A 19,110-nucleotide genomic window follows, 5' to 3' on the forward strand; every position below is an offset into this window, starting at 1 on the left:
CATGATTTGGCAATTAGCGCATCCGATATCTTTGATAGGTGAAGCGGCCATCGCTCTCTTTATCCAGCAGAGTGAGTAAGATTTCTTCTCGAAAACAAGGCGCATTAACCACTAAGGTATGAAACTCTCCATTCTCGCCACACGGATCGATGTGTGCGGGAAGATCATTCAGTAGTGACTGGCTATACAAGCGCCCACACCACTGCGATGAAAGGGATTCTCCGTCCGTCGTGACAAGGATAGTTTTAATGCCCCTGTTGAGAATTTCGTTAGCCAGCATTCGGCTCGATTCTCCCATCAAAGGAAAAATACATTGCCAGCCAGCAGGCTCAATGTAGCTGCGCCGATACTCAGCGATACCGTTGCAAAACATGTCACCAAACGCCACCGCATCGATTGCCATCCCCGATGCTTTAAGCCCAGAGAGGATAGTGCTTTGATAGATTGGATTGGGAGGAAACACGTCAGGCAGGGCGATTTTGATCAAAGGAAGCCCCATCAGCTCCGCTTGCTTTTCGACTACCTCTAGCGGCGTTGCCTGAAAAGGGACTTCGCTGCCAACGTACGTCGTATAAAGTGCGACCACTTGATAAGCGGGGTCATCAAGCAACCTTAATAAAGTTAAGGTCGAATCCTTACCGGAAGACCAGCTAATCACAACGTTCTTTTTTTGCATCTGATGACCTAAAAACAAAACCGCCCGAAGGCGGCTTAAGGTTAAAACTGGTAACTCGCATTCAAGTAATACGCTCTTTCTGGAGAACGATAACCGCCTGCCGTTTCGTACTGTTCGTTAAATAGGTTTTCAACACGAGTGCGAACAATAAACGTGTCACTTACCCAGTACCCCACTGAGACATCCCACAAATTCGTCGATGAAAGGTAATCATCGGCAGTTGCCTCTGCTTTTGGCAAATCCAGACGTTTACCTGTAAAGGTATAGGTCGTGCTCAAGTCAAAGTCACCGAATTGCGCCGAGGTGATCCACTTGTAGTTCTGTTTCGCACGGCGAGCCAACTGAACACCGTTATCATCTTCATGATCTTTAAATTCGGCCACTAGCGTATGGTTAACTGGACCTGTATCAAAGTTAACATCCAATTCTACACCCTTGATACGCGCGTCTGTATTCAATGAACAACCACCAAAACTCACCACATCACAAATAGCGCCGTTTGGATCGGAATACCAAATGATCAGGTTATCAACTTTGTTGTCGTACGCCGACAAACTCACTCGAGCCAGAGAATATGTTGCATCAAACCCAACTTCGGCATTTTTCGACTTTTCCGGCTGAAGATCTGGCGACGTTGATAATTGGGTGTATGTCGGTGCCTTGAACGCCGTTCCGTAGCTCGCTCTCACTCGGTAGTTCGAGTTGATTTGATACCCCGTTGCTAGCGACCACGTTGTGTAGTCGTCGTACTTATCATGCTTGTCGTAACGCACATTGGCTTCAACAATCCAGTTGTTCACCGTGAATCGGCCCGAAGCAAACGCTCCTTTGGTATCACGGCTCTCTCCCGCTAATTTATGAGCAGAACCGTAGCTCAGTGCATCATCATCTAGAGATTCGCGGCGCCCATCAACCCCACTGCCTAACTCAACATGCTCATTCAATTGATAGATATTGGCCCATTGAATCTGGGTCAGATCGATATTGGCACGAGTACTGGCGTTATCCTTACCTTCACTTTGGCTGTAATCGCGCGTATCGGTTTGTTGATAATTAAGAGAAAGCAAACTCCTCAGCTTGCTGCCTTCATAGTTCAACTGGCCAGTAAAACTCTGATTGTCGGAGAAACCGTGGTTAAGCGTACCGAAAGAGTTGTATTCCACATCGCTGGCAAACCAGCTAGCTGATAGATACCCCAGCCAGTTCTCATTGAAGCGATGTTCATAGCCGCCCATCAGATTCTGGTTTTCGTAACCATAGTCCACGCCTGTCTGGATGCTTTTTATATCGTAACCATCGGTTTTCTCAAAACCAGCCGCCAGTTGTAGATGCCCCAGCTCGTTCACATCCGCCTTTGCGACAACCTCTCCTTTACGAGATTGGTTACTGCCAACCCCAACGGTTACTTGCTTGATACTATTTCCACGATGAGAACGAGTAATAATGTTGATCACGCCACCGACGGCATCGGAGCCATACACAGCGGCACCAGGGCCACGAATCACTTCCAAGCGTTCAACCAAGCCAAGTGGAAAATGATTGATCTCCACACCACCCGCGGCAGAGTTCACACGCACGCCATCCACCAAAACCAGAACATGACCGCTGTTGGTACCACGCATAAAGACAGAAGCTTTATGCCCTCGACCACCATTTTGGCCGATTTCCACTCCGGGAACACGACGCAATACTTCGACCAAAGAGTTGGCTTGATACTCTGCAATCTCCTCACGTGCAATAACCGTCGTTGCAGATAGAACTGAGGCCTGATCCTGCTCAAAGCGATTCGCCGTCACGACAACGGTATCATTCGCTTGAACTTCTTTGGCCTGTAAATAAGAGATAGGGGTAAGCAGCGATGCTACTGAGATCGCCAGAAGAGACTTTTTCATGTTGTAATCCTAAATCGCGTAAATCCCACCAAGCCTCTACATACAAGGCCTAGCTGCTGGCAGGTATTCGGACTCAAGAGCTGTTAACCTACTCACTCGACTTCCCACACGATTCCTAGTGCAGTGTCTTATTAAGCTTTCGTTCTCTATTACCGCTGCGCGTCAGTTCCGGATTCACACCGGATTCCCTTTTCAGCCATCTATACTTCCAGATAGCACCAGCTTGAAGCGCATACTATTAAGTGATTGATTATTTGTCCAGCGACAATTGGTTTAACTGATATTTTTACACAGCAGCCTCAATCAATTTTTTCTTGAGGCTGGACAATGACGAGGGATTGAATAAAATCTGCGCTCTTTATTTTTACGCACCCAAAAGGTAACTATTCATGGCGACTCTTGATGTAAACCCACAGCGCTACCAAGCTCAGTTGGCAGAAAAAGTGCAACGCTTAACTGATATGTTCGCACCTTACCAAGCTCCAGAGCTGGAAGTGTTTGAGTCCCCTGAGCAGCATTACCGCATGCGCGCAGAGTTTCGTGTGTGGCACGAAGGGGACGAGATGTATTACATCATGTTCAATCAAGAGACACGTGAAAAATACCGTGTGGACCAGTTCCCCGCCGCCAGTCGCCTGATCAACGATTTAATGCCACTGCTTATCGAAGCCATGCAAGGCAATGAATCGCTACGCCGCAAACTGTTCCAAGTCGACTTCCTCTCCACATTGAGCGGCGAGATTCTCGTTTCGCTGCTTTACCATCGTCAATTGGACGATGCTTGGATCGAAAACGCCAAGACACTGAAACAACGTCTAAACGACGAAGGGTTTAACCTCAACCTGATTGGCCGTGCGCGTAAAATGAAAATTGTCCTCGACCGCGACTACGTGATCGAGAAGCTGGATGTAAACGGCAAGCCTTATATCTACCAACAAGTGGAAAACAGTTTCACGCAGCCAAACGGCAAAGTCGCGGAAAAAATGTTGGCATGGGCGGTCGACTGCACTCAAGAGAGCCAAGGCGATTTGCTAGAGCTTTACTGCGGCAACGGCAATTTCTCCCTCGCGCTGGCGCAAAACTTTGAACGCGTGCTGGCTACCGAACTGGCAAAACCGTCGGTGGAATCGGCGCAATACAACATTGCCGCCAACAAAATTGAGAACGTGCAGATCATCCGTATGTCAGCGGAAGAGTTTACCGAAGCGATGGAAGGCAAACGCGAGTTTCGCCGCCTTAAAGATGCGGGCGTAGATTTGAAGAGCTACAACTGCAATACGATTTTTGTCGATCCACCGCGCGCAGGTATGGATGTAGACACTTGTAAAATGGTGCAGGGCTATGAGCGCATTTTGTACATTTCGTGCAACCCAGATACCCTGCTCGAGAACCTCGAAATTCTGAGCGAAACCCACACCATTACTCGCTTCGCTCTGTTTGACCAATTCCCTTACACCCACCATATGGAAGCTGGTGTAATGCTAGAGCTCATTAAATAAGGGTTTAAACGGTTTTTAATTGTAGCGAAAATCGCTCTGGGTACGGCTTGGGGTACGGGGACAATAAAGTCTAACCCTCAAGCCATCACAAGAAGTCATATTTTACACATACCAAGTTCAATGACAGATTGGTGCACGTTTTAACAAGCAGGATTAGATACAAGGGTCAATAACAACAAGAAAGGTTTGTATTTAACTTTCACCAGACAGCATTGCGTCTTCAAGCAGAGTGATGAATGAGGCACAATCGCCTAGATAGTTAGGGTAGGCTTCCGAAAGTTGGCCCATATTTTTTGTGGATATGAGAAGGGTATTGAGTCTCGAGGTTGCTCGTGAGTAGCTACGAGTGACTTTCTCAGCTGCGTTATAAACTGAAATTGCTTGGCTGTAATTTTCAAACTCTTCACTAAAGATCAATTCTCGTGAAGTTTCGTTAATAACTAGCAATACGTGCTCAATGGAACTATCACAGTAAGAATTAACCTTTTCAGATAAAATTTTAAAACTACTCAACCGATTCAGCGCATTGATTTCGCGATCCAAGACGACCAAACGCTTTGAAAAATTGGCTTTATCGATATCACTTAGCTCTATAGCCCCTTCAGCATCAGCAATGTACTGGCTCATTATCGAAAGCAATTCTTCCCATTGAACCTGTAAACTGCTCTTGCCTTCATTTGAACTGTGAGAGTGAGTCTTAATCTTGGTACCTTCTAGGATGTCGACAATTTCCACTGTAGTAGCCCAAAGATGTTGAAGTCGAGTACGTAGCTGAGCCTCAATGTTAAAACTTTTACCACTAGCATGGTCATAGCGATAAATCACATGCAAGCTTCGGTAACCACAATCATTAGGTTTAGGACTAGTAATATAGTCATCAATATCTTTAATTCTAACTCGGCCTACCTTCTCAACTGTAAGTTGCAGTTGAGATTTCACCTTCTCCAATGAAATTAAATCCGGAAAAATCGCCCTGCAGCCGCCAATATCATTCATATTGGTTACACAAGTAGCATTTGCCGTTTCACCATCAAGAGATTTACGCTGCAACTTATCTACGATTGTTTCTAAGCGCTTTAACCGTGTAACTGGTTTAACATCTATACCCAGTTCACGGCAACAACGACCAACAAGATATGCGATAGTGTTTAATGGCTTTTCGTGTGCGGCTCGAAACTGTTGGATTGTAGCAGTAGCTGACTTGAGGTCGCCCTCTCTCTTGCGAAGCCGTCTTCCAGCTTTCTTTACTCCATTATTTGAGTACGAGAAGTCTTCAGCAGCACTTTCATTTACCGTTCTTTCTATAAAATCTTGAAAGTCCAGTTCGTAGTCGTCTTGGAAGGTTTTTGAAGCTTGTTCAGCTGTGGGGGTGTCGTCAATGTAAAAACTGACGACACTATTTTCTTTGTTACTCACAGGCTAGCTGTTCGTCCAGATTGTTTGATTTGAGTGTAATGGGCTTGAATCAAATGGTCCGGAATCACTTTTTGGTGTGTGCCATCCCATACCTGATGCCATGGACTTCCTTCGCGGTGAGTTAAATCTACAAGTTGAGGCCCCGTCAAATGGCCCAGCTTAGAGACTACATCTTTAACAATAGACTCACTTTCTTGGTCTAGTGCTACATCACATTGTTCAGTGATCACACTACTACCATAAGATTTAAAGCGAAAGTAAACAGATGGCACCACTGGACCAAACTTCCAAGCAAATACATCATCTACGACGAGAGGACGCTGGAAGTGTGCCAAGGATAAACCATGACAAACATAGGTAAGTTTTTGTAGCTGCAAATTGGAGAAGCATTTACCTTGCTCTTTCGCATGCTTGAGCAGGCTCCATGCAACGTCTACAGCACTGTATGTGTGATATGCTTTCATTTTTTATTCCAATTTCGTCCAAATAGTTTACATAATCCGGTTGATATAACGCAAAAAGTGTAAACCATCGCTGTATTTAAAGACAGTGATTTTATTCACTGTTAGATGCTAGTTCGCAAAAATAAGCAACATGTTCATGTGAATAGCCAGCGCGTTACATGCTCACATGCATAAGCAGACAACTTCCTTACATTAAGCACACCAAGCGCCTAGCCACCAGCTCTACTAGTGGTATTTATAGCGTAAAGAGCTTAGTCTTGGTCACTGTCCTTTGGCTGCATGTGAATAATTGAACGACCTTTTCTTTCTAGAGTCAGTTGTACCGGTTCATCTGCATGATGGTTAGTAGAAACATTGTCGCTTTGAGAGGGCTTGTGAAGGTTCTCTTTTTTAAGAGTCGCAATTTTTGACTCCAACTCTAAAATTTTTTTTCGAGCAGAGCCTAACTCCTTTTCTAACGTGGTATTGGCTGTAGCTTCTAGTGATAGAATTCTATCAGTTTCTTGTAACTTTCGAACTTCGAGCATTGATGTTAATGAACCATTTACAAGCCCTTCAAGAACCTTCTGCTGAGTCTGTCCCCTCTTTGTGGCTAAAGCTTGAAGATTTTGACCAAATTCTATCGTGAGTTCAAAATTATACTGTTTTTTCCCCTTCCGCTTTTGCTTTTCTCTTCTCGACCTTTTCCCCCAAGCTCCATGCATAAGTAACCAGATCTCTCTACCATCAGCTGAATTTTTACAATCTATAAAAAAATTTTGAAGTCGTTTTTTAGGTGATGCTGATAACTGAAACAATCCAAAGTAATGCTTTTCGACAATTGGATTAGTTTTGGCTTTTGCTAGATACGTATTTAACCATTTCACATGAGATTCATTGTTGAAGCTAAAACCTTCTAATGGACGTATTTTTTTCTCACTCATATCACTCTAGCTTCCAGCTTTTTCAATATAGTTGGCATCCTTCACACTATACCTATGTCTTTGGACGTAGTCCAAGGACATAGAAAGAAAAACCATGTAATATACATACCAAAACGTCTTATAAATAAATATAAATGTGATTTTATGATTGTAAACTGGACTTTCCAAGAGAATGACAAACTAAACGCTGAAGCTAGAATGCTACTGCTGCTTATGTATTTGGATGCCGAATCAGACAATTTTTACAGAAAACCTGTTCTATATATGGCCCGAAAATACCAAGCCTCAGAACGCCTTATAAGGCGCTGTCTACGCTTATTGATAGAGGCAAAAGTTATTCTCTTGATACCTGAGAAAGAAGCACCTAGAAAACGAGGAAGACCAGTCACACGCTATCAACTTACAGGCATTGATTTTGATGAGTTGAGTAGTCAGTTTGAACAACGCCCCATCTATATGAGGAGGTGGATGAATCATCTTTGGTATAGTAATCAGCATGCTAAAGAGTTGACGCTGTCAAATCGCTTAATGCTTACCCATCTTTTAAGTGAGGCTACGGAATCTGGGACTGTTGATAGTATAAGCCTTAGAGATTTATGCAGATTTATGGGATGTACTGAACGTAAAGCTCAAGCAATGTTCAGCAAGCTTAGAAGACTTGGTTATATCAAGGGGTATATCAAAGGTCTCAGCCACTCTGTTCTAAGGAAAAGAAAGTCAATAATTTTTCTGAACTTATCAATGTACGATCATGACCAAAGCTACTACAGCTTTATCGCCCATTTAAAATCGTCTGGAGCGCTGAATCCCGTTTACAACCTCACAATACCTTTATTATTTCAAAAAGTTGCTGACGTAAAATGCAATAAAGAGTTTGCAGAACACATAGATTACTTTATTGAAAGTGAAATCATTAAGTTCATCAATGTCGAAGGAAAGGTTTGTACAGACATTGAGTGGTATGAGCGTGTTATACGTGAACACTTTGCCTGGGCAACACTTAAGCTTGAAAAAGAGAAAGTCAATAAGTTAATCGAATTTCTTGCTTATCGTGCATTGGACCTAGCACGTACAATCAGAGCCCTTGATGTTGTTGATGGAAAGCAATTTGCGATTGGTATCAATGAGAAAAATCAGAGACTCCTTCTCAAACGGGGGCCTAACTTTTTATCAGAGTAACTTTTGCAAGTTTTGAAGCTACAGGAAGACTTGCTGAACAAAGGTACATGGCAGGAAGGAGGGAGTGAAAAACTGTCGGTAATAATAGTATTTATATGAATCTTATCTAATTAATATTTATATGAATCTTATCTAATTAATTACAACAACCTATCTACCTATTGAGAACACTAACCAATAGGAATGATAGAAATGAACAATTATCTTGAACATGCAGAAATACTCACCATTGATGATATGGACTTACCGGTATACTCCAAGAAAGGACCTCTAATACCTTCCTGCCTTTTAGCTATTAAAAGCACTTTTGATAGGGCTCTAGATCAATACCCTCGAACGTTGCTACTTCGTATCGATTTGAGATACCCCAAAGGTTTTTCAAGCGAGAAAGTATCAAGTAATCAAATCACAAAATTTCAAGAATCCTTCAAAGCGATGATGTGTGCTTACCTAAAACGTAAGACGCACAACCGCCACTCTAAGCCACGATTTATTTGGTGCAAAGAGGCCGTCACTTCAGAGAACCCTCACTATCACGTTGCTGTGTTGCTAAACGGTGATGTTTTTAAAGGAATGGGGCCTTACAATGATGTTACGGGAGAATACGTTTCAGGGATGATTGCTAAAGCTTGGGCAAGTGCAACTGGTCTTTCGGTTGAACAAGTAAGTAGTGCGGTTCATTTCGCTGAGAACGGCACGTGTGAAATAAATAACAGGTGCGATAAAGAGATCTATGAGAATCAATACAATCAAGCCTTTTACCGTGTTAGTTACTTTGCCAAAAAAGAAAGTAAACTACCTGGGAACGGAAGAAGCTTCGATTACAGTCGCTATTGAGTTTACAAAAAAGAAAGGCCCGCAGGGGCCTTTCTGTCACCTAATCCGTCGTGTAGCGGAACTCACCTTCACTGGAGAAGACCGTTATCTCTAAGACTCGACAGCGCGTTGTAGTGACGTAACCTGTTGAGTCACCATACTCCAAGTCAACAGATGGGTATGGGTGCCATACCACACCACTCGTTGTGTTACTGCTTGAGGGCTTCTTATAGTCTGGGTTACTGAGATTTTTCAGTAACTCATCTGATTGGCTGTATTTATTCTTGTTAACAGTAACCTTCGGTACCTCTGGCCAGGCAACTTCGCAGTTGCCTCGATTCACCTCAATTTTGTAGATAGTGGTGAAATCAAACAGAGAGGTCACAAATATTTTCGTTTTGGTTCCCCATTGAGTATTGATGTCTTTGTATTCCACTTTGTAGCCTTCAGCAGACGCATTAAAGGCCAATAGCACTGACAGTGCCGTTGTAAGCACAATTGGTTTCATGAGAAGTATCCTTTGAACAGTTATTCAATGAGTTGATATTAAAAGGTGGTTGCGACAACTTATGTCGAAGAGAGATTGGCTTTGAGAGATGTAGCCGTAGCGGCGCTTATCTACCAGCCAAAGAGATAGCGTAAACCGCCTAAGCATGCCCCTAGCGCACCGCCTATAATTTTGCCCAGGTGCTTGCCTGTCGTGCCAAACACACTTCCTATTTCTTCGCCGTATTGAGCACCTTGAGTCGTCGTGTCGAAGATTGCCTCCCACAAACTAAGACTGGTTTTTTTGTTGTAATCACTGGCATCGTTGTCTTTCCAATTCTCATGTCGAGGGGAAAGCGTGCGATTTGCCAGTAAGAGCCGTTTATTTTTTGGTAAACGTTCAACAATCAAATACAGCAACTTGGAAAGGTTATAGGGCCGTTGCTTGGCCAATCCATCACTGTGCCCCGCAACGTAGTAGACGGGCTTTAGATACACCCCTGTTGCGCGTAATACGCGTCGATGAACCGAGCGCACCATGGTTTCAAGATAAGTTTTCGACACAGGTGTCGGTGTATTGCTTTCGTAGTTCCAGGCTTGATTTCCTTTTAACGCATTATCGGCTTGATTAATGGCGATAATTAAACGGTGCTGTGCGTCTTCGCCTAATACTGGAATAAGCACATCGTTAATCAAGGTGATAGGTGTGCCTAAATCGCGTGAGCTACCATCAAGAATCACAAGTACCAAGTCAATCACGAAACGGTTCTGCTCATCTCTCGCTCTCAGCGTGTTTTTCAATAAGCGGGCATGACGCTTATCTTCTTCGATGCCATCCCCCAGACCAGGACTATCCCAAAGAATAAGATTGTTCAGACGATATTGCGTAACACCCTGAGTGTGCGGCTCACAACTGATTCCCACCTCTGCAACACTCATGTCAAAGAGAGCGTTAATCGTTGAGCTTTTTCCTGCTCCGGTGGCTCCTGTAATGAGAATGTTGAGCTCGGTGGCTCTCATTTGTTTGAGGTTATCGAGTAACTTGGTGCGAGTACGTTCATTGAGGAATGCCTGGCGTATCTCACTTTCAAGCGTAGTGAAAAGATCGTGCTGTTCGGACATAAGCGCTCCTTAGTTAGCGTCCGGAAAAATTACAACTAGCTACCTCCTTATGACGAACAAATCATGAGGATAGAAAAATGAGACTAATTCGACTAAAAGAAGTGCTGGATAATACAGGTTTGAGCCGTGCGTATATGTACAAGCTCATGGCAGAGGGTAAGTTCCCTAAATCGGTATCACTGGGTTTTCGCAGCGTGGCTTGGGTAGAAAGTGAAGTACAAGACTGGATATTAGAAAGAGTGGCAGAACGAGATGAGCGATTGGGTTTGCCAATGCTAGAACAAGAGGCAGTGGCTTAAGCAATTTTTGTGGTGCATTCCTCTTTTGTAATGCTCCAGACCTCATCACCAAACCCGCGTAACCATCGATCGAGCTGAAGTGAGTCAATCACCGTTGCCGTCACTTGATATCCACCATCAATTAATTCCACGTGCTGATCGATCGACAGCGGCGTTTCGAGTAAGTGATAACCGCTTTCTCTGCCAATACAAAACGACAGTCGTATTTCCTCCCCTTCACCAAAGTAAAAACGCCCATCTAAATCATACCGTTCCAAGTCAAAATCACTTGGATAAGCAAAATCAAACGTAGAGATGTTTGCTTTATGGATACGATGCAACGCCAAAGAACGTTCGTTGGTGTGACCGCGAAAACGGCACACGAGATAAAGACGGCTTCCTTGTTGCGCTAACCCCAATGGCATCACCTCTTTGCTTTTCTGCTCTAGATTGGCATTGGTATAACAAAGGGACAAATAACGATTGTGGAAGAGAGCGTAACTGACCTTCTCAAAAATCTCATTGTCGATGTAGGGAGGAAGCAACGGTACGCCCTCACTAACAAAGCGCACTTTCTTTAGCCATTGACGCTCTTTCACATTGCTGGTGGTAGGAAATAGGTGTTGCTTGGCATCATTGAAAACCGTGTCGAGAGTTTTCATCAAGTTCACAGGGAGGAGATAACGCAGATAATTTTCCGCCAAGCTCAATAAAACCGCCTCTTGTGGACCGTGTGAGAGCAAATGGCGCGAGCGACGACTATAGCCAAAAGGCTTGTCGCGCATATCCACGTCGACATCATCAAAGAACTGGGCGATATCGGTGAGATTGCGCTGAATGGTTCGCTCTGAACGCACAATGCCCACTTCACTCAGTTGCTGCTGGATCTCTTTGGCTGTGATTTTGCGACTGTTCGGAATGCGCTTATAAATCTCAAGAACCAGCTGGATGTAATGCTGAGAGCGATTAAGCTTAGTATCGTTCATAGATGGCTTTATTTTTAAGCGCACGAACCCTCACCCACACAAGAGTTGAGTAAAGACAATGAGCTAACGAATTGATTGAAGAGAGTTTACGAGGCGCTGCGTTGACTTATGTCGCAGCAGTTTGCGAGGAAATAAAGAAAGCAGGGGACACAGCAAAGCGCCGTGTCCACTTACCATCATTAACGGTGACGGTTCACCAAGCTTTGAATGGCATCGTCACTATAGCCACGACTTTTAAGCTCCTGGCGAGCAGCCCCAATGGCCCATGTACCGCCTGAACGATTGGCAATAGTGCGCGCTAACTGATCATCACTCTTACGAGCAGCATCCGCTTGCGCTTCTTTCATATCACCGTACGTATCAGAAGCCATCTTCGCTCCCGCTTGTGCACCTGCTTTAGCAAGCTTTCCAACGTTGTCCCAAAATCCCATTTGGTTATCCTTCTTATTAAGTGGTCAATTCCCATGCATAGTACGAATTGGTGCGTTAACTTATGTCGTACCGGATAAGGTTTGTCTTAAAAATGAGCGAGCTAGCCAGTATCCTGAAACCTCAACAGAGGGGCCTCTCATGCAAGACACTCAACACCAAGAACATTACCGTGAGCAATCCTTTTGGGATAAGCTCAAACGCTACGCCAAGAAAGCTGGTCGTGAGGTTATTGAAACGGCCTTGCTCCTTTACTACTGTGCGAAAGACAGCGATACGCCACGCTGGGCGAAAACCGCAATACTGAGTGCGCTGGGTTACTTTGTCTTACCTATTGATGCCATACCCGATGTATTGGTAGGGGTTGGCTATAGTGATGACATTGGTATGTTGATGGCGGCTTTGGCTTCGGTAGGGGCGCATGTAAAACAAGAACATAAGCAAGAAGCAAAGCAACAGGTGGAAGTCTGGCTAGATTGATAAAAAGTTAATGAGAAATCTGAATGTCGTCGTAACACTCCCATTCGACGTACTGAAGAAAGTTTTGCTCCCACATTTGATACAGCTCATCGATACCAGGAGAGCGAATGCTTTGCCATCCCGTGGCAACGGTAAAAGCAACTTGATTACCAAAGTCAAAATCAATGCATCGCTCTAGCTCCGGATAATAGTTCCCCATATACGCAAAATCGGTAATGTAGAGAATATCAACCGTTTTACCATTCACAATGTTGAGGCCAACCTCAACCGGATGATATCCCCCTTCTTCCGCGCTATAGCTTTTGTCTCGAAAATGGATAGAGAGAGCATGGCTGGTGGACTGTGTTGATTCCATCGAGGCATGACAATGTTGGTTTAATAACGTCAGAAGCTTATTAGAAACAGGCAGCACTGACGGCGTAAAATTCAGTATAGACATGGCTAGATCTCCTAAAAGTGGCCGAGGTTAAAACGTGATCATGAGTGGTGTTCATCGAAGGTATGAATTATCGATAACTGAATGTCATCAAAGAGGGAGTGAGTAAGGTGTCGAGAGAGAGCGTTCAGCCAAGTATCTAACAGCGCTTTCACTTGCGGGTGTGCGAGACTTGCTGCACCGCTATCTGGTTGATAACACCAAAGATTGAAGAGATGAAAGTAGAGTTCAGGCTCCATCTCACTCGGTTTACTTTCCGAATAAGAAAAACTCGCTAAGCAGACAACCTGCCAATCTTCATTGGCCGATGCCCGACGAAATTGTATTTCAATGGGATGAAGCCCCTGCCCCGTCTGGTAATAGCGTCTTTGTCGACAGTTCAGGACCATACGTTGAGCTTGTGGAGGAATCGAATAACGTTGGATTACCAAAAGCAATGCTCGATGAAAGCCATCCAACAGTTTCAGTTCACCCGATGTTTTCTGGATCATAGTAGCCCCCTTTCTGCAAAAGAGATGGCGCTATCACCAACCACGATATGATCAAGAACTCGAATGTCCACCAGCGCTAAAGCCTCTTTAAGCCTTTGCGTAATTTGTTTATCGGCTTGGGAAGGTGTGGCATCACCAGAAGGGTGATTGTGAGCAAAGATGAGCGCAGCGGCATTGACTTTTAAAGCCGCTTTGAGGACTTCTCGGGGATAAACACTTGCCGAATCAATTGTGCCAAAGAACAGCTCTTGAAAGGCAATAAGGCGATGCTGATTATCTAGAAACATCACCGCAAACACCTCTCTTTCATGGTGTTTTAACTTGCAAGATAAATAGGTTTTTGTTGCTTCGGGATTGCAATATTGATCGCCTCGGAGGGCGCGTGCAGCAAGGATTTCTGCGGCCGCGTCGAGCACCCTGTCCGCCGTAACAGGACCATCAAAATAGTAGTTATTTTCGCGCATAAAAAGCTCCTAAAAATGAAACCGTTGAGGTATGCACGAAGATGATATCTATCTGAAATTGTTTTGATTGCTATGGGGCAGCAACGGCAAATCGTGGTATTTTCAGCTATAAAGTGACGCGGATTTGTGTGCTACTCTCATCTTAGACTTGATGCACAATTTTAAGACCGTCAGAGTTTGATGGAGAAAACAAAGAGAAAAGCGCAGAAAGTGACGGTTGTGAGGTATAATCGTCCATCAATCGAAATACGCTTAGTTCTGCTAAATCAACAAGCCATTCAATCAACAATACGTCGTAATCAGAAAAGAGGAAGCCAATGAGTAAGATAGACAGGTTAACCATCCAGGGTTTTAAGTCTATCCGTTCGCTGGATAAGCTACAGCTCAACAACTTAAACGTTCTTATCGGTGCAAATGGCGTCGGTAAGAGTAACTTTGTCAGTTACTTTAGAATGTTGCATGAGTTAGTTGAAGGTCGTTTGCAAGTTTGGACGAGCAAACAAGGTGGCGCTGATCGTGTATTGTCATATGGCGTCAAAGAGACTCAGAAACTTCATACCACTATACGTTTTGGGGTGAATGGCTATTCGGCAGATTTAGAGCCTACCACGGACGATAATTTCACTTTTTCGAGTGAGAAGCTCTATTTTGACGGCCCATTTTTTGGGGTTACAGAGCCCAACTTAGGAGCCGGACACAAGGAGTCTAACTTAAAGAAAGAGATGCAATCAGGCACGTCATCAAAAGTGGCCTCTTTCTGTTATTCAGCGATTTCTGCTTGGAAGGTTTTTCATTTCCATGATACGAGCGACACAGCAGCAGTAAAGCGCCTTGGGGCAGTTCACGATAACGAGTATCTACGTTCAGATGCGAGCAACTTAGCCGCATACTTATTTAAGCTACAGCGTGAAAACTCTGAGGTGTATGCACAAATCTGCAAAACCGTGCGTTTAGCTGTACCATTCTTTGATGACTTCGTTCTCAAACCTATTCAGCTTGCTTCTGGTGAAGAGCAAATACGCTTACTGTGGAAACAAGCCGATAGTGACTACCCTCTTTGGCCAAGTCAGCTTTCCGATGGCTCTATCCGTTTTATTTGTTTGGTCACAGCTTTATTGCAACCTAACCCACCATCGACCATCATCATCGATGAGCCAGAACTAGGCTTACACCCTTATGCAATAACGCTATTAGGGGCATTGTTACGCAGTGCGTCAAAACGGATGCAGGTGATCGTATCTACGCAATCCGTTCCACTGCTTAATGAATTTGAGTTGGATGATCTTATTGTTGTAGAGCGAGAAGAAGGCGCATCGACATTTAAACGCTTAGATGCTGATAAATTCCGTACTTGGCTAGATGATTATTCGGTTGGCGAGCTATGGGAGAAAAACATCATTGGTGGGAGACCATCAAAATGACCATAGTGCATGTAATTTGTGAAGGACAAACAGAAGAAGCTTTTGTGAAAGAGTTGCTGGTGGAGCCATTCGCCCTTAAAGGCATTTACTTGATGCCTGGGCTTATTGGTCGCCCAGGCCATAAAGGAGGAAACTTCAAGTTTGAACGGCTTGCTCCTGATATCGAAAAGCGTTTGCTGGCAGATCAACAGTGCTATTGCACCACCTTCTTTGATTTTTACGGGTTACCAGAGAGCTTCCCTGGTAAGAATGCCGTCGATGCCAATGCATCTGTCGCCGTTAAGGCTCAAACATTGCAAAACGCATTCGCAGAAAAATTAACTGAGAAAATCGGTGCGAACGCTATGCGTCGGTTTATCCCTTACGTGCAGATGTATGAGTTTGAAGCACTGCTCTTTAGCGATCCGACAAAGATGGCTCAAGGGATGGACAAAGTAGAATTGGAAGCGGCCTTTACCGAGATCGCAAACAGCTTCGATTCACCAGAACATATCAACAACAGTCCGCAAACAGCACCAAGTAAGCGCATCGAAAAACATATTTTCGGCTATGAAAAACCACTTTTAGGAACTTTGGCAGCTTTAGAAGTGGGCCTAGATACTATGCGTGAGAAATGCCCTTTGTTTGATAGTTGGCTAAAAAATATAGAAGCACTGGCTGAAAAATAGATTTCATTCTTCATAAAATTAGAAACCGTAGAACAAAAATAAAGCGAACGCAGAATATAATCAGCCAGCGAAGGGAACGCGTTTATTACAGTAACCAGCTAAAAAAGCATCCCATCGCTATTAAACGATGAATATATTCCAAACAACTCGACTTTTCTGTTTGGGATTTAGAAGAGGCTAGAAGTGGATAAATCAGAAAAGCTAACACGCATTGAACTTATTGATACTCGGCTAAAAAAATCAGGATGGAAAGTTGATGACCCATCCTCGGTAGCAAAGGAATTCAATGTTTCAATACAAAAACACAACAGTATCGAAGAGCCAGACACACAATATGATGGTCATCAATTTGCTGATTATGTTTTGTTAGGAAAAGATGGAATACCACTAGCTGTAATAGAAGCAAAAAAAACTAGCAAAGATGCATCTCTTGGTCGAGAGCAAGCAAAACAATACTGCTATAACATCCAAAAACAGTTAGGCTGTGAGTTGCCATTTTGTTTTTACACCAATGGTCATGACCTCTACTTCTGGGACCTCGAAAGCGCCCCGCCACGTAATGTCGTTGGTTTTCCAACGCGCGATGATCTAGAACGTTTCGCATACATACGCCGTAATCGTAAATTGTTAGCGGACGAATTTATCAATACCTCTATCGCTGGGCGAGATTATCAGATCCGTGCTATACGTTCAGTGCTAGAAGGAATTGAACAAAAGAAGCGGGACTTCCTACTTGTAATGGCAACTGGCACTGGCAAAACTCGTACATGTATTGCCCTGACAGATGCGCTAATGCGAGCAAGTCATGTCGAAAAAGTTCTGTTTCTGGTCGATCGTATCGCTTTACGTGAACAAGCGCTAACTGCCTTCAAAGAGTACATGCCTAACGAGCCGCGCTGGCCTAACTTAGGCGAAAAAGTCATTGCTAAAGACAGGCGAGTATACGTAGCAACATACAATACTATGCTAAATATCATTCGTGATGAGTCTCAACATCTATCGTCTCACTTCTTTGATTTTATTGTAGTCGATGAAAGTCATCGTTCTATCTACAACACCTTTGGTGAAGTGCTTGATTATTTTAAAACCATCACCCTCGGCTTAACTGCTACACCTACGGATATCATCGATCACAATACATTCGAGCTATTTCATTGCGAAGATGGCATTCCCACCTTTGCCTACACCTATGAAGAAGCGGTCAACAACATGCCACCTTATCTCTGTAATTTTCAGGTGATGAAAATTCAGACTAAGTTTCAAATGGAAGGCATCAGTAAACGCACTATTTCGCTGGAAGATCAGAAAAAACTAATCCTCCAAGGCAAAGAAATCGAAGACATCCACTTCGAAGGCACCCAGTTGGAAAAGCAAGTGTTCAATAAGGGCACTAACACCCTGATCGTGCGCGAATTTATGGAAGAAGCCATTAAAGATGGCAACGGCGTGTTGCCCGGAAAAACTATCTTCTTCTGTACCACCAAAGCCCATGCAAGGCGCATAGAAGAAATCTTCGACAAACTCTATCCGCAATATAATGGTGAACTCGCTAAGGTACTAGTGTCAGACGACCCTCGTGTTTACGGTAAAGGCGGACTGCTTGACCAGTTTACCAATAATGACATGCCTCGCATTGCCATCAGCGTTGATATGCTTGATACCGGCATCGATGTGCGTGAAATCGTCAACCTTGTCTTTGCTAAACCTGTCTATTCATACACTAAATTTTGGCAGATGGTCGGCCGTGGCACCCGCCTGCTTGAAACCAGTAAGCCAAAACCTTGGTGTCTGGAAAAAGACGTATTTTTAATCCTTGATTGTTGGGACAACTTCGAGTATTTCAAGCTCAACCCCAAAGGCAAAGAGCTAAGATCCCAACTTCCGTTGCCCGTCAAATTAGTAGGGCTACGGCTAGATAAGATAGAAGCCGCTAACGACACAAACAATGCCGATACCGCAGCGCGTGAAGTGGTAAAACTCCGTAAGCAAATCGCTCAGTTGCCACAGCATTCCGTTGTCATTAAAGAAGCTGCCGCAAAGCTCGCACACCTTAATGAAGAGAACTTCTGGCTCACCCTTAACCACGACAAACTAGAATTTCTGCGTACCGAGATCAAACCGCTGTTTCGCACCGTCTCCGAGGCCGATTTCAAAGCCATGCGTTTTGAGCGTGATGTGCTGGAGTACACCTTAGCCGTTCTTAAAGAAGAAAAAACGCGGGCCGAAACCATCAAAGAAGCCATAGTCGAACAAATCAGTGAACTGCCACTCTCAGTGCCTTTTGTCAAATTAGAAGAGGAACTGATCCGCGCTGCACAAACGCCGCTATTTTGGCGCAAGGCAGATGAAGATGGTTTCGATGATATGGAAACCAAACTTAGCCCACTGATGAAATTCCGCGAGCAAAGCACCGGAAAAGAACAAACGCACCTTGATTTGACCGATGAACTACACAACAAAGAATGGGTAGAATTTGGTCCACAAAACGAAGGCGTGAGCATCACCCGTTACCGCGAAATGGTCGAAAGCCTGATTGCCGAGCTCACCGAACATAACCTTGTGCTGCAAAAAATTAAAAATGGCGAAGTGATAAACAGCGAAGAAGCCCAACAACTGGCACAACTGCTGCACCAAGAGCACCCACACATCACCGAAGACCTACTGCGCCAAGTGTACAAAAACCGAAAAGCACGCTTTTTGCAGTTCATTCGCCACATTCTTGGTATTGAAATGCTGAAAAGTTTCCCCGACGAGGTCAGTACTGCGTTTGATCAGTTCATTCGTGCGCACAATACGCTCAATAGCCGTCAGTTGGAGTTTTTAAACTTGCTGAAAAACTTTATCATTGAGCGCGAAAAAATCGACAAGAAAGATCTGATCAAAGCCCCCTTTACCGTGATCCACCCGCAAGGCATTCGCGGGGTGTTTGGCTCTTCAGAAATTAACGAAATTCTACAGCTAGCAAAAGAGTTGGCTGCCTGATA

General features: G+C 44.2%; 20 protein-coding genes and 1 riboswitch. Of the genes, 8 read left to right on the forward strand and 12 right to left on the reverse strand.

Translation table 11 applies throughout. The features are described 5' to 3' along the window. Positions 1 to 13 precede the first annotated feature (13 nt). Entirely contained in the window at positions 14 to 676 is a 663-nt protein-coding gene (locus tag EWA64_RS07850) for a Dph6-related ATP pyrophosphatase (RefSeq protein WP_061893786.1), read from the reverse strand. A 41-nt stretch (positions 677 to 717) separates the two neighbouring features. Further along, positions 718 to 2,568, reverse strand: a complete 1,851-nt coding sequence (locus tag EWA64_RS07855; RefSeq protein ID WP_061893785.1) for a TonB-dependent receptor domain-containing protein — start codon at positions 2,566 to 2,568, stop codon at positions 718 to 720. Positions 2,569 to 2,609: 41 nt separating this feature from the next. After that, positions 2,610 to 2,806: riboswitch (cobalamin riboswitch) on the reverse strand. Between the two features lie 151 nt (positions 2,807 to 2,957). Between EWA64_RS07855 and trmA the strand changes: the two genes are divergently transcribed. Further along, positions 2,958 to 4,067 carry a tRNA (uridine(54)-C5)-methyltransferase TrmA gene (trmA, locus tag EWA64_RS07860; protein WP_061893784.1) on the forward strand — a complete coding sequence of 370 codons (1,110 nt, stop codon included), beginning with the start codon at positions 2,958 to 2,960 and terminating at the stop codon, positions 4,065 to 4,067. A gap of 192 nt (positions 4,068 to 4,259) precedes the next feature. Here trmA and EWA64_RS07865 read toward each other — a convergent pair whose 3' ends face one another. The 3 genes from EWA64_RS07865 to EWA64_RS07875 form a co-directional block, all read right to left on the reverse strand. After that, entirely contained in the window at positions 4,260 to 5,483 is a 1,224-nt protein-coding gene (locus EWA64_RS07865) for a RelA/SpoT domain-containing protein (RefSeq protein ID WP_005378672.1), read from the reverse strand. Then, positions 5,480 to 5,947 (reverse strand): Panacea domain-containing protein, encoded by a 468-nt coding sequence (locus EWA64_RS07870; RefSeq protein WP_005378671.1) that lies wholly within the window; start codon positions 5,945 to 5,947, stop codon positions 5,480 to 5,482. The genes EWA64_RS07865 and EWA64_RS07870 overlap by 4 nt, the downstream gene beginning before the upstream one ends. Positions 5,948 to 6,198: 251 nt before the next feature. Beyond that, positions 6,199 to 6,870, reverse strand: a complete 672-nt coding sequence (locus EWA64_RS07875) for a hypothetical protein (RefSeq protein ID WP_039450979.1) — start codon at positions 6,868 to 6,870, stop codon at positions 6,199 to 6,201. Between the two features lie 144 nt (positions 6,871 to 7,014). Here EWA64_RS07875 and EWA64_RS07880 point away from each other — a divergent pair, with 144 nt between their 5' ends. Together EWA64_RS07880 and EWA64_RS07885 are read left to right on the forward strand one after the other, a co-directional pair. Further along, positions 7,015 to 8,049: a hypothetical protein gene (locus EWA64_RS07880; RefSeq protein WP_005378669.1), complete on the forward strand. Its 1,035-nt coding sequence runs from the start codon at positions 7,015 to 7,017 to the stop codon at positions 8,047 to 8,049. 192 nt (positions 8,050 to 8,241) lie between these two features. Next, the gene (locus EWA64_RS07885; RefSeq protein WP_061893783.1) at positions 8,242 to 8,886 is read left to right on the forward strand and encodes an inovirus Gp2 family protein; all 645 of its coding nucleotides are present in this window, start codon (positions 8,242 to 8,244) and stop codon (positions 8,884 to 8,886) included. A gap of 40 nt (positions 8,887 to 8,926) precedes the next feature. Here EWA64_RS07885 and EWA64_RS07890 read toward each other — a convergent pair whose 3' ends face one another. Together EWA64_RS07890 and EWA64_RS07895 are read right to left on the reverse strand one after the other, a co-directional pair. Continuing rightward, the gene (locus EWA64_RS07890; protein WP_061893782.1) at positions 8,927 to 9,373 is read right to left on the reverse strand and encodes a hypothetical protein; all 447 of its coding nucleotides are present in this window, start codon (positions 9,371 to 9,373) and stop codon (positions 8,927 to 8,929) included. A gap of 110 nt (positions 9,374 to 9,483) precedes the next feature. After that, on the reverse strand, positions 9,484 to 10,473 hold the full coding sequence (locus tag EWA64_RS07895; RefSeq protein WP_061893781.1) for a GTPase family protein: 990 nt from the start codon (positions 10,471 to 10,473) through the stop codon (positions 9,484 to 9,486). A 77-nt stretch (positions 10,474 to 10,550) separates the two neighbouring features. On the opposite strand from EWA64_RS07895, the gene EWA64_RS07900 reads away from it, so the two are divergent. Continuing rightward, positions 10,551 to 10,772 carry a helix-turn-helix transcriptional regulator gene (locus EWA64_RS07900; protein WP_005378664.1) on the forward strand — a complete coding sequence of 74 codons (222 nt, stop codon included), beginning with the start codon at positions 10,551 to 10,553 and terminating at the stop codon, positions 10,770 to 10,772. Here the strand turns inward: EWA64_RS07900 and EWA64_RS07905 are convergent. Then, positions 10,769 to 11,737, reverse strand: coding sequence for a helix-turn-helix transcriptional regulator (locus EWA64_RS07905; RefSeq protein ID WP_061893780.1), 969 nt, complete (start codon positions 11,735 to 11,737; stop codon positions 10,769 to 10,771). The two genes, EWA64_RS07900 and EWA64_RS07905, sit on opposite strands and share 4 nt — an antisense overlap. A gap of 179 nt (positions 11,738 to 11,916) precedes the next feature. Then, a complete protein-coding gene (locus EWA64_RS07910) occupies positions 11,917 to 12,168 on the reverse strand; it encodes a hypothetical protein (RefSeq protein WP_004724214.1) in 252 nt (83 codons plus the stop codon). A gap of 139 nt (positions 12,169 to 12,307) precedes the next feature. On the opposite strand from EWA64_RS07910, the gene EWA64_RS07915 reads away from it, so the two are divergent. Next, a complete protein-coding gene (locus EWA64_RS07915; protein ID WP_061893779.1) occupies positions 12,308 to 12,646 on the forward strand; it encodes a YkvA family protein in 339 nt (112 codons plus the stop codon). 7 nt (positions 12,647 to 12,653) lie between these two features. Here EWA64_RS07915 and EWA64_RS07920 read toward each other — a convergent pair whose 3' ends face one another. The 3 genes from EWA64_RS07920 to radC are packed head-to-tail and all read right to left on the reverse strand — an operon-like array spanning position 12,654 to position 14,037. Further along, positions 12,654 to 13,085 (reverse strand): DUF2787 family protein, encoded by a 432-nt coding sequence (locus tag EWA64_RS07920; protein ID WP_061893778.1) that lies wholly within the window; start codon positions 13,083 to 13,085, stop codon positions 12,654 to 12,656. Between the two features lie 38 nt (positions 13,086 to 13,123). Then, on the reverse strand, positions 13,124 to 13,573 hold the full coding sequence (locus EWA64_RS07925; RefSeq protein ID WP_061893777.1) for a DUF2787 family protein: 450 nt from the start codon (positions 13,571 to 13,573) through the stop codon (positions 13,124 to 13,126). Next, positions 13,570 to 14,037, reverse strand: coding sequence for a RadC family protein (gene radC, locus EWA64_RS07930; RefSeq protein ID WP_061893776.1), 468 nt, complete (start codon positions 14,035 to 14,037; stop codon positions 13,570 to 13,572). The genes EWA64_RS07925 and radC overlap by 4 nt, the downstream gene beginning before the upstream one ends. A 317-nt stretch (positions 14,038 to 14,354) precedes the next feature. On the opposite strand from radC, the gene EWA64_RS07935 reads away from it, so the two are divergent. The 3 genes from EWA64_RS07935 (at position 14,355) to EWA64_RS07945 (ending at position 19,108) form a co-directional block, all read left to right on the forward strand. Beyond that, positions 14,355 to 15,458 (forward strand): AAA family ATPase, encoded by a 1,104-nt coding sequence (locus tag EWA64_RS07935; protein ID WP_000034199.1) that lies wholly within the window; start codon positions 14,355 to 14,357, stop codon positions 15,456 to 15,458. Further along, positions 15,455 to 16,126, forward strand: a complete 672-nt coding sequence (locus EWA64_RS07940) for a DUF4276 family protein (protein WP_061893775.1) — start codon at positions 15,455 to 15,457, stop codon at positions 16,124 to 16,126. The genes EWA64_RS07935 and EWA64_RS07940 overlap by 4 nt, the downstream gene beginning before the upstream one ends. Before the next feature lie 183 nt (positions 16,127 to 16,309). Then, on the forward strand, positions 16,310 to 19,108 hold the full coding sequence (locus tag EWA64_RS07945; protein ID WP_061893774.1) for a type I restriction endonuclease subunit R: 2,799 nt from the start codon (positions 16,310 to 16,312) through the stop codon (positions 19,106 to 19,108). Positions 19,109 to 19,110 lie beyond the last annotated feature (2 nt).

The organism is Vibrio cidicii, from assembly GCF_009665415.1.
Classification (GTDB): Bacteria; Pseudomonadota; Gammaproteobacteria; order Enterobacterales; family Vibrionaceae; genus Vibrio; species Vibrio cidicii.